Annotated in this window: 15 protein-coding genes; 10 read left to right on the top strand and 5 right to left on the bottom strand. The window is 66.7% G+C overall.

Annotated elements, in window-relative coordinates:
- Together A5757_RS20340 and A5757_RS20335 are read right to left on the bottom strand one after the other, a co-directional pair.
- Nucleotides 1–1,167 (bottom strand): acyl-CoA dehydrogenase family protein, encoded by a 1,167-nt coding sequence (locus A5757_RS20340; RefSeq protein ID WP_066837847.1) that lies wholly within the window; start codon nt 1,165–1,167, stop codon nt 1–3.
- Nucleotides 1,168–1,273: 106 nt separating this feature from the next.
- A complete protein-coding gene (locus tag A5757_RS20335) occupies nt 1,274–2,572 on the bottom strand; it encodes an amidohydrolase family protein (protein ID WP_156618598.1) in 1,299 nt (432 codons plus the stop codon).
- Between the two features lie 260 nt (nt 2,573–2,832).
- Here A5757_RS20335 and A5757_RS20330 point away from each other — a divergent pair, with 260 nt between their 5' ends.
- The 7 genes from A5757_RS20330 to A5757_RS20300 are packed head-to-tail and all read left to right on the top strand — an operon-like array spanning nt 2,833 to nt 8,641.
- On the top strand, nt 2,833–3,360 hold the full coding sequence (locus tag A5757_RS20330) for a carboxymuconolactone decarboxylase family protein (RefSeq protein ID WP_066837844.1): 528 nt from the start codon (nt 2,833–2,835) through the stop codon (nt 3,358–3,360).
- A 20-nt stretch (nt 3,361–3,380) separates the two neighbouring features.
- Complete coding sequence (locus tag A5757_RS20325) at nt 3,381–4,730, top strand: aromatic ring-hydroxylating dioxygenase subunit alpha (protein ID WP_066837842.1); 1,350 nt, start codon at nt 3,381–3,383, stop codon at nt 4,728–4,730.
- Nucleotides 4,723–5,052 (top strand): hypothetical protein, encoded by a 330-nt coding sequence (locus A5757_RS20320; protein WP_066837841.1) that lies wholly within the window; start codon nt 4,723–4,725, stop codon nt 5,050–5,052. Before A5757_RS20325 ends, A5757_RS20320 begins: the two co-directional genes overlap by 8 nt.
- Before the next feature lie 2 nt (nt 5,053–5,054).
- Entirely contained in the window at nt 5,055–6,293 is a 1,239-nt protein-coding gene (locus A5757_RS20315; protein ID WP_066837838.1) for an amidohydrolase family protein, read from the top strand.
- Nucleotides 6,271–6,705 (top strand): nuclear transport factor 2 family protein, encoded by a 435-nt coding sequence (locus A5757_RS20310; RefSeq protein ID WP_066837837.1) that lies wholly within the window; start codon nt 6,271–6,273, stop codon nt 6,703–6,705. Before A5757_RS20315 ends, A5757_RS20310 begins: the two co-directional genes overlap by 23 nt.
- Nucleotides 6,702–7,826 (top strand): acyl-CoA dehydrogenase family protein, encoded by a 1,125-nt coding sequence (locus A5757_RS20305; protein WP_066837835.1) that lies wholly within the window; start codon nt 6,702–6,704, stop codon nt 7,824–7,826. The genes A5757_RS20310 and A5757_RS20305 overlap by 4 nt, the downstream gene beginning before the upstream one ends.
- A gap of 2 nt (nt 7,827–7,828) precedes the next feature.
- On the top strand, nt 7,829–8,641 hold the full coding sequence (locus A5757_RS20300) for an acyl-CoA dehydrogenase family protein (protein WP_066837833.1): 813 nt from the start codon (nt 7,829–7,831) through the stop codon (nt 8,639–8,641).
- Here A5757_RS20300 and A5757_RS20295 read toward each other — a convergent pair.
- Genes A5757_RS20295 through A5757_RS20285 form a run of 3 tightly spaced genes read right to left on the bottom strand, consistent with a single transcriptional unit; the run spans nt 8,638 to nt 12,123 of the window.
- Nucleotides 8,638–10,131, bottom strand: coding sequence for an adenylate/guanylate cyclase domain-containing protein (locus tag A5757_RS20295; RefSeq protein ID WP_082929599.1), 1,494 nt, complete (start codon nt 10,129–10,131; stop codon nt 8,638–8,640). The genes A5757_RS20300 and A5757_RS20295 overlap by 4 nt on opposite strands.
- A 12-nt stretch (nt 10,132–10,143) precedes the next feature.
- A complete protein-coding gene (locus A5757_RS20290; protein ID WP_066837828.1) occupies nt 10,144–10,926 on the bottom strand; it encodes an enoyl-CoA hydratase in 783 nt (260 codons plus the stop codon).
- Nucleotides 10,927–10,935: 9 nt separating this feature from the next.
- On the bottom strand, nt 10,936–12,123 hold the full coding sequence (locus A5757_RS20285; RefSeq protein ID WP_066837825.1) for an acyl-CoA dehydrogenase family protein: 1,188 nt from the start codon (nt 12,121–12,123) through the stop codon (nt 10,936–10,938).
- 117 nt (nt 12,124–12,240) lie between these two features.
- Between A5757_RS20285 and A5757_RS20280 the strand changes: the two genes are divergently transcribed.
- The 3 genes from A5757_RS20280 to A5757_RS20270 all read left to right on the top strand — a co-directional run bounded on the left by A5757_RS20280 (nt 12,241) and on the right by A5757_RS20270 (nt 15,406).
- Nucleotides 12,241–12,957 (top strand): TetR/AcrR family transcriptional regulator, encoded by a 717-nt coding sequence (locus A5757_RS20280; protein WP_082929598.1) that lies wholly within the window; start codon nt 12,241–12,243, stop codon nt 12,955–12,957.
- Between the two features lie 290 nt (nt 12,958–13,247).
- Nucleotides 13,248–14,084 carry a mycofactocin-coupled SDR family oxidoreductase gene (locus A5757_RS20275; protein WP_066837813.1) on the top strand — a complete coding sequence of 279 codons (837 nt, stop codon included), beginning with the start codon at nt 13,248–13,250 and terminating at the stop codon, nt 14,082–14,084.
- A 5-nt stretch (nt 14,085–14,089) separates the two neighbouring features.
- The gene (locus A5757_RS20270) at nt 14,090–15,406 is read left to right on the top strand and encodes a hypothetical protein (protein WP_066837811.1); all 1,317 of its coding nucleotides are present in this window, start codon (nt 14,090–14,092) and stop codon (nt 15,404–15,406) included.
- Nucleotides 15,407–15,467 lie beyond the last annotated feature (61 nt).

The following is a 15,467-nucleotide window of genomic DNA, read 5'->3' as shown; positions in this document are numbered from 1 at the left end:
CTAGTAACTCTTCGGCAGGCCGAGAACGTTGGAACCGAGAAAGTTCAGGATCATCTCCTGGCTGATCGGTGCGATCTTCATCAGCCGCGACTCACGGAAGAAGCGCGAGATGTTGTACTCCTCCGAGTAACCCATCCCGCCGTGGGTCTGCAGCGCGCGGTCCGCCGCGTCGAATCCCGCGTCGGCGCAGAGGTATTTGGCCATGTTGGCCTCGCGGCCACAGGACATGCCGTTGTCGTAGAGCCAGGTCGCCTTGCGCAGCACCAGTTCCGCGGCGTCCAACCGGGCCAGCGAGTCCGCGAGCGGGAACTGGATGCCCTGGTTCATACCGATCGGCCGGTTGAACACCTGCCGGTCGTTGCCGTACTTGACCGCCCGGTCGAGCGCGACGCGACCGATGCCGAGCGCCTCCGCGGCGATCAGCATGCGCTCGGGGTTGAGGCCGTCGAGGATGTAGAAGAATCCTTTACCCTCCTCGCCGACCCGGTCCTCCGCCGGGATGCGCAGATCGTCGATGAACAGCTCGTTGGAGCTGACGGCGTTGCGACCCATCTTCGGGATGGGACGGATGTCGACGTGCGCGCGATCGAGGTCGGTCAGGAACAGCGTCATCCCGTCGGTCTTCTTTGTCACCTCGTCGTACGGGGTGGTGCGGGTGAGCAGCAGGATCTTCTCGGACTCCAGCGCCTTGGAGATCCACACCTTGCGACCGTTGACGACGTACGAGTCGCCGTCGCGCTTGGCGAAGGTCGTGATACGCGAGGTGTCCAGTCCCGCACCGGGTTCGGTGACACCGAAGCACACGTGCAGATCCCCGGTGGCGATACGCGGTAGCGTCCGGGCCTTGAGCTCGTCAGAGCCGTGTTTGACAACCGGATGCATGCCGAAGATCGACATGTGAATCGAGCTCGCGGCGTTCATCCCGCCGCCCGAGCGCGCCACCGCCTCGGCGAGCAGCGTCGCCTCGGTGATCCCGAGCCCGTGGCCGCCGTACTCCTCGGGGATGGTCATGCCCAGCCAGCCACCGCCGGCGATGGCGTCGTAGAACTCCCTGGGGAACTCGTGCCCCAGGTCCTTCTCCATCCAGTAGTGGTCGTCGAACTTCGCGGCGAGTTCGCCGACGGACTTGTAGATCAGCTGCTGATCCTCGGTCAGCTCGAAACTCATTCCGCCCGACACTGCAGTCTCCTCTTCCTTAGCAAATGTGCTGTCGCACAGCAGATCACCGGTGCGATCGGATCTCCCGCCGCACCGGTGACCTCATCCGCGCGCGTCAGTCGCGCGCGCCGCTGACCGCCTTGGCGTTGGCCTGGAAATCAGCGAAGCTCGAACCGGACCGGTCCTTGTGCGCGCTCAGTGCCCGGATGGACACATCATGCCCCTCGGCGGCCTTGCGCAGCGCTCCGACAGTGGCCTGCTCCTTGGGGACGTGCTGGAACGGCTCGAACTGGTACCAGCGCATCGCATTCTCGTGGGTGATCTTGTTGATCTCGTCGTCGGGCACCTCGTAGGTGTCGAAGACGGCCATCAACTCCTCGGGCGCACCCGGCCACATCGAGTCCGAGTGCGGGTAGTCCATCTCCCAGCAGATGTTGTCGATTCCGATCATGTGCCGGTTCTTCACCCCGACCGGGTCAGAGATGAAGCAGGTCAGGAAGTGATCGCGGAACACCTCCGACGGCAACTTGTCACCGAAGTTCTGGTGGGTCCACGTCGAATGCATCTCGTAGGTGCGGTCCACCCGGTCGAGGAAGTACGGAATCCACCCGGTGCCACCTTCGCTCAACGCGATCTTCAGCGTCGGGAACTCCTTGATGGGAGCCGACCAGAGCAGATCGGCAGCCGCCTGCACGATGTTCATCGGCTGCAGCGTGATCATCACGTCCATCGGTGCGTCGGGGGCGGTGATGGCCAGCTTGCCCGACGATCCGATGTGCACGTTCATGATCGTCTCGGTCTCGACCAGCGCCTCCCACAGCGGACGCCAGTGCTCCAGATCGTGGAACGACGGGTAGCCCAGCGTCGAGGGGTTCTCGGTGAAGGTCAGCGAGTGCACACCCTTCTTCGAGACGCGCCGCACCTCCTGGGCGCACAACTCCGGATCCCAGATCGCGGGGATGGCCATCGGGATGAAGCGCCCCGGATTGCTGCCGCACCATTCGTCGATGTGCCAGTCGTTGTAGGCCTGGACCAGCGCCAGGGAGAACTCGGGGTCCTCGGTCGCGAACAGGCGGGCGGCGAAACCCGGGAACGACGGAAAGTTCATGGTGGCGAGCACCCCGCCGGCGTTCATGTCCTTGACGCGCTCGTCGGGGTCGTAGCAGCCCTTGCGGATCTCGTCGAGGCCCTGGGGCTCCAGCCCGTACTCCTCCTTGGGCCGGCCTGCGACGGCGTTGAGCGCCACGTTCGGGATCACGGTGTCGCGGAACTGCCAGGTGTCGGACCCGTCCGCGTTGTGCACGAGCCGAGGCGCGTCGTCCCGGTACTTCTCCGGCAGATGATTCTTGAACATCCCGGGCGGCTCGATGATGTGATCGTCCACGCTGATCAAGATCATGTCTTCGTGCTTCACGGCATTCCTTTCGAGCGGTACTCGGCCTTGCGCGATCCCGACTGTTCTCCTGATGAGAAAACTATCTTCTCCGTCATGGAGAATCAACGACGCAGACCAAATCTGCCTGCGTTTTCGGCCGTCGAGGACGCGGGCGCGGCGAGAGCGTCCGCGCGTCTATTGACCTTCGGCGCGGTCGTGTGGAAACCTGTTAGTCAGAAATGAGAACCTGATTCTCACTGCTGAGAGTCACTTGAGTGAAGACACCGGAAGGAGATGCCGTGCGCTTGGCCCCCCTCCCGGCCGATCAGTGGGGCGACGACGTCGACAAGGCCCTGTCCGGGCTGATGCCCGCTGAACGCCGCAGCCCCGAGACGACCGGGAATCTCGTCGCGACGCTCCTGCGTCACCCGAAGCTCGCGAGGGGGTTTCTGCGCTTCAACTTCCAATTGCTGTACGGATCCACGCTGCCGGCACGGCTGCGTGAACTCGCCGTGCTTCGCGTCGCCCACCTGAGCGGCTGCACATACGAGTGGCAGCACCACGTCATCATGGGCCGCGAGGTCGGGCTCACCGACGAATCGATCGAGGGCGCCGCCCGCGGCGAGGCGGTCGACGAGCTGGACCGAGCGGTGCTCACCGCCGTCGACGAACTACGCGGGTCGGACAACGTCTCCGACCACACCTGGTCGGCCCTCAGCATGCACCTCGACGAGCACCAGCTCATGGATCTCATCTTCACCATCGGCTGCTATGGCGCACTGGCCATGGCCATCAACACTTTCGGCGTCGAACCCGATCCCCACTGACCGCAGAGAGGCAATCAACCGTGGCATTCTTCAAAAAGCCGGACGTCGGCAGCTGGACCGAGAACTGGCCGGAACTCGGCACCGCACCGGTCAACTACGAGGACTCGATCGATCCCGAGCAGTGGAAGCTCGAGCAGCAGGCGATCTTCCGCAAGACCTGGCTGCAGATGGGCCGCATCGAGCTGATCCCCAAGAAGGGCAGTTACATCACCCGCGAGCTGCCGTCGGTCGGCCCCGGCACCTCGATCGTCATCGTCAACGACGGCGAGCAGATCCGCGCGTTCTACAACCTGTGCCGCCACCGCGGCAACAAGCTCGTCTGGAACGACTACCCCGGCGAGGAGGTGTCCGGAACCTGCCGCCAGTTCGTCTGCAAGTACCACGCCTGGCGCTACAACCTCAAGGGCGACCTGACCTTCGTCCAGCAGGAGCAGGAGTTCTTCGACCTCGACAAGCAGGACTACCCGCTCAAGCCCGTGCGCTGTGAGGTGTGGGAGGGCTTCATCTTCGTCAACTTCGACGACAACGCGGTCTCCCTCGATGAGTACCTGGGCGAATTCGGCCAGGGCCTCAAGGGTTACCCGTTCCACGAGATGACCGAGCACTACAGCTACCGCTCGGAAATCAAGTCGAACTGGAAGCTGTTCATCGACGCGTTCGTGGAGTTCTACCACGCGCCGATCCTGCACATGAAGCAGGCCGAGAAGGAGGAGGCCGAGAAGCTGGCCAAGTTCGGGTTCGAGGCGCTGCACTACGACATCAAGGGCGATCACTCGATGATCTCGTCCTGGGGCGGCATGAGTCCGCCCAAGGACCTCAACATGGTCAAGCCCATCGAGCGCATCCTGCACAGCGGCCTGTTCGGTCCGTGGGACCGGCCCGACATCAAGGGCATCCTGCCCGACGAGCTGCCGCCGGCCATCAACCCCGGACGCCACAAGACCTGGGGCCAGGACTCGTTCGAGTTCTTCCCGAACTTCACGCTGCTGTTCTGGGTGCCGGGTTGGTACCTCACCTACAACTACTGGCCGACCGGGGTGGACACCCACATCTTCGAGGCCGACCTGTACTTCGTGCCGCCGAAGAACCTGCGCGAGCGTCTCTCCCAGGAACTGGCTGCGGTGACGTTCAAGGAGTACGCGTTCCAGGACGCCAACACCCTGGAGGCCACCCAGACCCAGATCGGCACCCGCGCCGTCCTCGACTTCCCGCTGTGCGACCAGGAGGTGCTGCTGCGCCACCTGCACCACACCGCGCACAAGTACGTTGACCGCTACAAGGCGGAGCTCGAAGCCAAGTCCAATGGATCCGCCAACGGCGCCACCGCATCGAGCACGACGGCCACAAAGAAGGATGAGGTAAATGCCTAAGCTGCCCGAGGAATTCGCCGACCTGGAACGGTTCGCCGACTGGTGCCTGCCCACCGAGGAGGAGCGCTACCAGAAGCGGCTGAACTCCAGCATGGAGGAGATGCAGGAGCTCTACGACGCCGGTATGGCCCGTCTCGAGGACATCATGGTCTACGTCGACGCCCGCTTCCCGCTCAAGAGCATGCCCGACGACGCCAAAGCCCTGGTGCACCTGGGACAGTCGATCGTCATGGTGAGCTTTCCGATCGAGGTGTGGAAGCAGCCGCGCGTCCTCGACAGCGGTGCGGCCTACATCAACCTGATCAAGGAGCCGGTGGTCTGACGGTGACCACCCTCACCCTCAAAGCCTCGGGCTACCTCGACGTCGATGCCGGCGAGATCATCCGGCCCGGCATCGTCACCATCGACGGCGACCGCATCGTCGCCGTCGGGGGTGACGTCCCGGACGGCGCGGAGGTGCTCGATCTCGGCGACGCGATCCTGATGCCGGGCCTGATGGACATGGAGGTCAACCTGCTCATGGGCGGCCGGGGCGAGAACCCAGGCCTGTCCCAGGTGCAGGACGATCCGCCGACCCGGGTGCTGCGTGCCGTGGGCAACGCCCGCCGCACGCTGCGCGCCGGATTCACCACCGTGCGCAACCTGGGCCTGTTCGTCAAGACGGGCGGCTATCTGCTCGACGTGGCGCTCGGTAAGGCCATCGACGCCGGGTGGATCGACGGCCCGCGCATCGTCCCGGCGGGCCACGCCATCACCCCGACGGGCGGACACCTCGACCCGACCATGTTCGCCGCATTCATGCCCGGCGCACTGGAGTTGACGATCGAGGAGGGCATCGCCAACGGGGTCGACGAGATCCGCAAGGCCGTGCGCTACCAGATCAAGCACGGCGCACAGCTGATCAAGGTGTGCGTCTCCGGCGGCGTCATGTCGCTGACCGGAGAGGCGGGAGCGCAACACTATTCGGACGAGGAGTTGCGCGCGATCGTCGACGAGGCCCATCGTCGCGGACTTCGCGTCGCCGCCCACACCCACGGCGCCGAGGCGGTCAAACATGCGGTGGCCTGTGGCATCGACTGCATCGAGCACGGTTTCCTGATGGACGACGAGGCCATCCAGATGCTCGTCGACAACGACCGTTTCCTGGTCACCACCCGTCGCCTGGCGCAGGCCATGGATGTGTCGAAGGCGCCGAAAGTGCTGCAGGACAAGGCCGCCGAAATGTTCCCCAAGGCCGAGACCTCGATCAAGGCCGCCTACGAAGCCGGGGTGAAGATCGCCGTCGGGACCGACGCCCCGGCCATCCCCCACGGCCGTAACGCCGACGAACTCGTCACGCTCGTCGAATGGGGAATGTCACCGGCCGCGGTGCTGCGTGCGGCGACCGTGGTCGCGGCCGATCTGATCAACGTCACCGATCGCGGCCGACTGGCCGAGGGTCAGCTCGCCGACGTGATCGCGGTGCCGGGTGATCCCCTGGCCGATATCACCGTTACACAGCACGTCAACTTCGTAATGAAGGGCGGTAAGGTCTTCAAGAATGACACCACCAACAAGGACTGAGGATCTCGTCGAGATCCAGCAGATGCTCGCCAAGTACGCGGTGACGATCACCCAGGGTGATATCGACGGTCTCATCAGCGTTTTCACCCCCGACGGCACCTACAGCGCATTCGGCGAGACGTACACGCTCAACCGGTTCCCGGTTCTGGTCGATGCGGCGCCCAAGGGTCTGTTCATGACCGGTACCGCACTCATCGACCTGACCGAGGGCGCCGACACCGCGACCGGTACCCAGCCGCTGTGCTTCATCGAACACTCGCAGCACGACATGCGGATCGGCTATTACCGCGACACCTACGTCCGTACCGAGGATGGCTGGCGCCTCAAAACCCGCGCCATGACGTTCATCCGGCGCAGCGGCGATCACGACCACGGTCGGCCGCACGCCATCGGAAGGCCGGAAGCCGGATGACCGAACTGCACGAGCCCGCCGCCTTCCGCGCGGCTTTGCGGCAATGGCTCGACGAGAACGACCTGACCCCCGCCGAGGGTGAGCACTCCCTCGATGCGCACCAGGCGCAGCACGTGCGCGTCCTTGGCGCGTTGTACGACGCAGGCTGGATGCGGTACGGCTGGCCCGAATCGGCCGGTGGGCTCGGCGGACCGGACATCCTGCGCGCCATCGTCGGCGAGGAGGTCGTCGGACGTGGCCTCGACCATCCCGGTCCCTACTCCATGCTCGACGTCCTCGCGCCCACGCTGATCGACTACGCCAGACCCGAACTCGCCGCGGAGATGGTGCCGCGCCTGCTGTCCGGTGCGGAGACCTGGTGTCAGGGCTTTTCCGAACCCGGCTCGGGCAGCGACCTGGCCTCCCTGACCACGCGTGCCGTACAGGACGGCGACACCTATGTCGTCAATGGTCAAAAGGTGTGGACCAGCTTCGCGCAGTACGCCAAGCGCTGCATCCTGCTCGCCCGGACCGGCGGCCCGGACGTGCCGAACCACGAGGCGATCTCGGCGTTCTTCGTCGACCTCGACTCCCCCGGCGTCACGGTCCGCCCGCTGCGCACGATGCACGACGTCGATGAGTTCTGCGAGGTGTACTTCGACGACGTCGTGGTGCCGGCCGACCGGATGCTCGGCAACCCCGGTGACGGCTGGCGGCTGGCGATGGACCTGTTGCCCTATGAGCGCTCGACCTGCTTCTGGCAGCGCATCGCCTACCTGTACTCACGATTCGACGCGCTGGTCGAGCAGGTGAAGCGGCAGGGTCAGGTCGTCGACACCGACATGGGTGAGGCCTACCTGGCGCTGCACACCCTGCGTTGCCGCTCGCGGGCCACCCAGCACCGATTGGCCACCGGCGCCAAACTGGGTCCCGACACCTCTGTCGACAAGGTGCTGCTCGCCAGCGCCGAACAACGGCTCTTCGACACCGTTCACGACTTGCTGCCCGGTGCGATCGAGCTCGATGACACCCAGTGGCGTACGGAGTACCTCTACTCCAGGGCGGCGACGATCTACGGCGGCACAGCCGAAGTGCAACGCAACATCATCGCCCGCCGACTGCTCGACCTCGGGAAGGAGTGACCATGACCTCCGTCCTGGACGAGGCATCACTCGACATGCTGGAAACCTCGCTGCGCAAGACCATGTCGTCGGCCTCGGGACCCGAGCTCGACGCCGCCCTCAGCCAGCTCGGCTGGGCCGACATGCTGACCGAGGCCGCCGACGCGGCGATTCCGCTGTACTTCCGCTTGCTCGGCGAAACCGGCTCGCATGCATCGATTCTCGTCGACGTGGTGCTGCACGCCACCGGGAACACGATCGGCGACACCGTCGAGCTTCCGCTGCCGTACGCGGGCAACCAGTGGGTGGTGTGGGACCGCATCAGCCCGGAGAGCCTGGACCCGACCCTCGGCGGCCTGCCACTGCGCCGCGAGGAGGAGGGCTATCCGATCCGCGTGGCGGAGGCCCGGCTGGCCGTCGGCTGGTGGCTCGTCGGGTCCGCCCGGGCCATGCTCGAGCTGGCCCGCAGGCACGCCCTGGACCGGCAGCAGTTCGGTAAGCCCATCGCCGGATTCCAGGCGGTGCGCCATCGGCTCGCCGAGACGCTGGTGGCCATCGAGGGCGCCGAAGCGACGCTGACCCTGCCGAGTGTGGACAACCCCGATCTGACGTCGCTGCTCGCCAAGGCGGCCGCCGGTAAGGCCGCGCTCACCGCCGCCCGACACTGCCAACAGGTTCTCGGCGGTATCGGCTTCACCGAGGAACACGACCTGCAGCGGCACGTCAAGCGGGTGCTGGTGCTGGACGGATTGCTCGGCAGCTCAAGGGAACTCACCCGCAGGGCGGGTGCGGGGCTGCGGGCGCGCGGCTCGGCGCCACGCCTGGCCAACCTCTAGTCCGCCGGTTCGGCCATCTCCGTCGGCGCGGACCGGCCGCGCAGCAGCACCGTGCCGCACGGCCGCCAGCGATCACGTTCTGCGGTGGCGGCATGGTGCAGTGCGGTCGTGGAGCACAGCACCCGGCCCGTGCTCTCCTTCGCACGGTCGGCCAACCGCGCGGCTTCGTTGACCGGATCGCCGATGACGGTGTACTCGTAGCGGTTCTCGGCGCCCACGGTGCCCGCAAACACCGCGCCGAATGTCACACCGATGCCGAAGTCGGTCTCCGGGAGCGTGCGCAGCCGAGGTGCGACGGTGCGGGCCGCGGCCAGCGCCGCCGCCGCGGGATCCTCGAGGTGCAGCGGCGCGCCGAACACAGCGAGTACCGCGTCACCCTGAAACTTGTTGATCAGACCGTCGCACTGTTCGACCGTGGTGACGACGATCTGGAAGAAGTCGTTGAGAATCTGCGCCACCTCGTCGGGGTCACGCGATGCCGCCATCGCGGTCGAGCCGATCAGGTCGACGTAGAGCACCGCGACCCCCCGGACGTCACCGTGCAGCGACGGCTGCGTCTGTAGCGCATGCCTGGCCACGTCGACTCCGACGTAGCGGCCGAACAGTTCCCGCAACCGTTCCCGTTCCGCCAAACCGGCGACCATCGTGTTGAACCCCGTTTGCAGGCGGCCGATCTCCGACGGCTCGTACACCGCGACGGCCACGTCCGTCCGGCCTTGGCCGACCTCCCGCATCGCGACGACCACCTCGCGGATCGGGTCGGAGATCGACCGTGCGCACAGCAGTGTCGCGCCGAGGCCCAGCAGCAGCGAGACCGCGACCATCACCAGGATGGGGGTCTCGATCGGCGCGGACCGATGGAGGAACCACCCGTGGGTGCGCGCGAGCACGATGACCGCGATACCCGCGGCCGGGACGGCGGTGAACAGCACCCACACGTAGACGAGCCGGCCGAATGCGCCCGGCATCGAAACCTTGCCCGTGGCTCCCGCCATGGCCGCCGAGATGATCGGACGCAGCGTGCGGGCGGTGATGAGATAACCGATACAGGCGGTGGTCATGGCGCCGAACAGGATGGCCCCGCCGATCACGTAGGCCACGCCGCCACGGGCGTTGATGTTCAGCACCATGAACACCGCGCCGCTGACGACCCAGACGCCGAACTCCACCGCGGTCTGGCGGACCGGGATGCGCAGTGCCGCACGCTGTTGGTCCGGGGCAGGTGCTGCGCCCTCGGCGAACCATTTGAACACCGGCCGCATCCCGACGGCGCCGACTACGCCGTCGACAGTGGCGGATGCGGTGACCAGCACGATGAACGCTGTCAGGTTGGTCGCGGTCAGCAACTGGCGCGCGTCACCGATGGTGTTGCGGGACAACGCGACGATGATCGCGAGGACGGCGGCGGCTGCGGTGAGGTGCGCCAGCGTCAGGCGGATACCGTAACCGGCGGCCAACCGGCCGGCGTAGACCCGCCTGCGTCGACTCACCGGCGCGAGTCTCTACTGGACGTTCGACTTCATCTGGTCGAGGTTGACCAGCACCGGCCAGCCGCCGACGCTGAGTGCGTTGCCGTGGCCGGTCTGGTGGACGTCGAACACCGACTGGATCGCCGCGTAGAAACCCTGGACATCGAGGGTCTGGTTGACCGCACGCTTGGCCTGACGCAGCGCGAACGGCGGCATGGTGGCGATCTGCTCGGCCAGCGCGCGGGTCTCGGCGTCGAGATCGGCGCGGGGCACCACGCGGTTCACCATTCCGGTGCGCTCGGCCTCCTCCGCGGTGAGCGGGCGTCCGGTGAACAGGATCTCCTTGGCCTTGCGTGCGCCGAGTTCCCAGGTGTGGCCGTGGTATTCGACGCCGCCGATGCCCATCAGGGCGACCGGGTCGGAGAACAGCGCGTCATCGGCGGCCAGGATGAGGTCGCACGGCCAGCACAGCATCAGGCCACCGGAGATGCAGCGGCCCTGGACGGCGGCGATCGACGGTTTGGGGGTATTGCGCCACCGCAGTGTGTACTCCAGATAGCGCTTGGACTCGTGGGCGATGATGAACTCGAGCGTGATCTTGTCCGGCACGGGGCCGCCGCCCCGAAGATCGTGACCGGCGGAGAAGTGTTTCCCGTTGGCGCGCAACACGATCACCACGACCTCTGGATCCTCGGCGGCGCGGGTCCAGGCGGCGTCGAGTTCATCGAGCAGTTCGGGGTTCTGCGCGTTGGCCGCCTCCGGCCGGTTCAGCGTGATGGTGGCGATCTTGTCGGCGACCTCGTAGTCGATGTACACGTGTCTCCTCTAGTTCCTGGGTAGTCCCAGCAGTCGCTGGGCGATGATGTTGCGCTGGATCTCCGAGGTGCCGCCCGCGATGGTGCCGGCGAAGCTGCGCAGATACCGCTCGAACCACCCGCACGAGTGGGCTTCGAGGTTCAGCGGTGCCCAGGGGCCGATGTTCACCGGGTGGGCCAGCCCGTCGGGTCCGACCGACGCGAGCGCCTGCTCGGTGGCGAGCTGTCCGGTCTCCGAGCCGAACAGCTTGAGCACCGACAGCGCCGCCGCGTCCTCCTGGCCGCGGGCCGCCCGCGCCAGCGCCACCGACCCGAGTAGCCGCAGCGCGGTCATGTCCATCGCCATGGTGGCGTAGCGGTCACGATCGAGCGCGGTACGGGGCACGAAGTCGTCGACCAGATCCTGCAACCGGTCGGCGTAGCTCAACCACAGCATGTTGCGCTCGTGGCCGAGCGATCCGTTGGCAACCCGCCAGCCGTCGTTCTCCGGCCCGACGAGGTTCTCGGCCGGCACCTCGACGTCGTTGAAGAACACCTCGTTGAAGTCGACGTCGTCGCGGTCGCACACCGAGGCGAACGGTCGTCGCACCACGCCGGGCAGATCCGTCGGGATCATCAGCACGCTGATCCCCCGGTGCTTGGGGGCCTGCGGATCGGTGCGCACGAACGTGAGGATCACGTCCGCGTCGTGTGCACCGGAGGTCCACACCTTCTGGCCGTTGACGACGTAGTGGTCGCCCCGCGAATCAGACGAGCGCTTGGCCCGGGTGCGCAGCGAGGCCAGATCCGATCCGGCACCCGGTTCGCTCATGCCGAGCGCCGCGGTCATCTCCGCCCGCAGGATGGGCACCGCCCATCTGCGCTGCTGCTCCTCGGTGCCGAACGAGATCAGGGATGCGGCGATGATGCCGACGCCCTGCGGATTGAAGCTCTGGTACATCCGGCGCCGCGACAGTTCCACCTGGTAGACGTACTGCTGCAGGATCGTCGCGTTGCGGCCGCCGAACTCCGGCGGCTGACCGGGCAGCAGCCAACCGTTGTCGAACAGCAACCGCTGCCAGTTTCGCAGCCAATCCGGTAGGTGCGCGGTCGAACGCGGCCGCTCCACGGCGGTCGACGAATCGGGCAGATTCGCATCGAGGAACGCGACGAATTCGGCCCGGAAAGCCTCGACGTCGGGGGCGAAGGTGAGTTGCACGGCACTCCAGTCGTTCTCGACGAAAGGCTTCTCTAATTCCCGATATGAGAATACTATTCTCACGATGAGGAAGTTACAATCTCCGACACACTGGCCGCGAGGGGGGCTAGCGCGACGATGCCCAGGCGTTCTCCGGTACAGTTCATCCATGTTCTCCCCACTCGGCCAGGCCGCGGGCAGCCGGTGAGCACCCCCAGCGAAGAGCCGGCCTGGAAGCAGCGGGCGGTAGAACGGTCGATCAAGACGGCGAAATTGCGCGCCGCTCAGCGCGTGCAGCGCTTCCTCGACGCCGCGCAGGCCATCATCATCGAAAAGGGCAGCACCGACTTCACCGTTCAGGAAGTCGTCGACCGCTCCCGGCAATCGTTGCGCAGCTTCTACCTCCAGTTCGACGGTAAGCACGAGCTCCTGCTCGCCCTCTTCGAAGACGCGCTGAGCCGGTCGGCCGATCAGATCCGCGCCGCCACCGCCAGCCACACCGACCCGATCGAACGCCTCAAAGTCGCTGTTCAGCTGCTGTTCGAGACCTCGCGCCCCGATCCGGCCGCCAAGCGTCCCCTCTTCACCGACTTCGCGCCCCGCCTGCTCGTGTCGCACCCCTCCGAAGTCAAAATCGCCCACGCCCCCCTGCTCGCGCTCCTGACGGAGTTGATGGAGGAGGCGTTCGACGCCAAGCAGCTGCGCGAGGGCGTCAACCCCAAGCGGATGGCCGCGATGACGATGCAGACCGTGATGTTCGTGGCGCAGTCCAGCGGTGGCGCCGACGACGGTTCCGTCCGCCCGATCACCGCCGACGAAGTCTGGGATTTCGTCGCACACGGCTTCGCCCGCTGACCGAACCGGCAGGAGAACACCGTTCTCGCCCGGCACGCGCTACATTCCCCCGAACTCGGGTGAGACTGGATGTCGCACCATTCTCCCGGCTCGGCATCTCCTTTGAGAATTGCGTTCTGCTAAGCGGAGAGGTTAATTGCCGATATCCGCATGTGCCATTGACACGACAGCGTACCGGTGACAGAGTGCTGAGCAATCGCCAAAACCATCGACGGAGACACTCTCCCGGCTTCCGAGTCTTTCTGAGCCGAGCCGAATCGATTCTCCGCCTGACGAATTGAGGTACCGATATGACCGGACGCGTCGAGGGCAAGGTCGCCTTCATCACCGGCGCAGCGCGCGGACAGGGCCGCGCGCACGCGGTGCGGATGGCCCAGGAGGGCGCCGACATCATCGCCGTCGACATCTGCAGGCAGATCGACAGCGTCCGCATCCCGCTGTCCACGCCCGAGGACCTCGCCGAGACCGCCGACATGGTCAAGAACGCCGGCGCCCGCATCTACACCGCCGAAGCCGATACGCGTGACTTCGACGCGCTCAAGGCCGCGGTCGACGCCGGTGTCGAGGAGTTCGGCCGCCTCGACATCATCGTTGCCAATGCCGGCATCGGCAACGGCGGCGAGACGCTGGACAAGACCAGCGAGGGCGACTGGGAAGACATGATCGACGTCAACCTCGGGGGCGTGTGGAAGACCGTGAAGGCCGGTGTCCCCCATATTCTCGCCGGCGAGCGCGGCGGCTCGATCATCCTCACCAGCTCCGTCGGTGGCCTGAAGGCCTACCCGCACACCGGCCACTACGTCGCCGCCAAGCACGGCGTGGTGGGCCTGATGCGGACGTTCGCCGTCGAGCTCGGCGCCAAGAACATCCGGGTCAACTCGGTGCACCCGACCAACGTGAACACCCCGCTGTTCATGAACGAGGGCACGATGAAGCTCTTCCGTCCCGATCTGGAGAACCCGGGCCCGGACGACATGAAGGTGGTCGGCGAGTTCATGCACACCCTGCCCATCGGCTGGGTCGAGCCCGAGGACATCGCCAACGCCGTGCTGTTCCTGGCCTCCGACGAGGCGCGCTACATCACCGGCGTCACGCTGCCGGTCGACGGCGGCAGCTGCCTGAAGTAACCGCGGTGCCCGGTGACGGCTGGGCCACCGGCGACAGCAGCGGCCTGCGGTTCCCCACCCGCCCCCGTGCCCTGCGGGACGCGGGTGCCGCGTTCCTCACCGAGGCGTTCCGCGCGTGGGGGGTGCTCGGCGCCGACGACGCGGTGACCGGGATCCTCCGGGCCGACGACTGGCCCGGGGGGAGCACCGGCCGCAAGCTCGCGCTCACCGTGTCCTACGGCAAGGCCGGCTCAACGCTGCCCGAGCAGTTGTTCGTCAAGTTCTCCCGCGACTTCGACGATCCCGTCCGGGACCACGGCCGCACCCAGATGGCCTCGGAGGTCCACTTCGCCGCGCTCGCGCGCGCCGTGGACCTGCCCGTCACCGTCCCGCTGACGCTGTTCGCCGACTACGAGGACGCGACCGGCACCGGTGTACTGATCACCGAACAGATCCCGTTCGGCGCCAACGGAATCGAACCTCACCACCCGAAGTGTCTCGACGACGCGCTGCCGGACGCACCCGCTCACTATCGGGCGTTGCTCTCGTCGGTGGCACGGCTGGCCGGCGCCGATCGGGCGGGCCGGCTGCCGGTCGAGTTCACCTCCCTGTTCCCCACCGACCTGACCGCCGCCGCGGTCGGTGAGCGCCCCCCGGTGACGCCGCAGCGCGCCGAGCGACAGGTGGCCCGGTACGTCGACTTCGCGGCGGCCCAGCCGGCGCTGCTACCGGAGTCGATCCGCGCCCCACAGTTCCTGCGGCAGTTGGCCCTCGAGGCGCCTCGGCTGGCCGCTCGCGAAGCCGACATCTGGCGGTTCCTCGCGTCACGGCCCGAGCTGATCGCGCTGTGTCACTGGAACGCCAACGTGGACAACGCCTGGTTCTGGCCCGCAACCGACGGCACGCTGCAGTGCGGGCTGCTGGACTGGGGCTGCGCCGGCCGCATGAACGTGGCGATGGCCATCTGGGGTGCGCTGTCGGGCGCGCAGAACGAGCTGTGGGACGACCACTTCGACGAGCTCGTCGCGGAGTTCGCCGCCGCTTTCCACCGCGCGGGCGGGCCCCGCGTGGATCCGGGCGAGCTCACCGACCACGTCGTGCTGTACGCGGCGGTCATGGGCGTCACCTGGTTGCTCGGCGCACCCGCGTACCTGAGCAGCCGGCTCCCCGATCCCGCCCCCGGGCGCCACGCCACCGCCGTCCGCGACGACGAGGCGGTGCGCGCGCAGCTGCAGATGCTCGTCAACGTCCTCAACCTCTGGCAGACCCACGGCGTCGCGGACCGCCTCGACCGCTGCCTGACCGCGTCCACTCCCGCTGAAACGCCCATCGTCCCCACCTGAGGTGGTTGCATAGACTCCCCGCGGGGAATGCCTACCGGCGCGGGCGGGGGAAGTGGGGTGG

Source organism: Mycobacterium sp. 852013-51886_SCH5428379 (genome assembly GCF_001665575.1).
GTDB lineage: Bacteria > Actinomycetota > Actinomycetes > Mycobacteriales > Mycobacteriaceae > Mycobacterium.
This window is presented reverse-complemented; position numbering and strand designations above follow the sequence as displayed.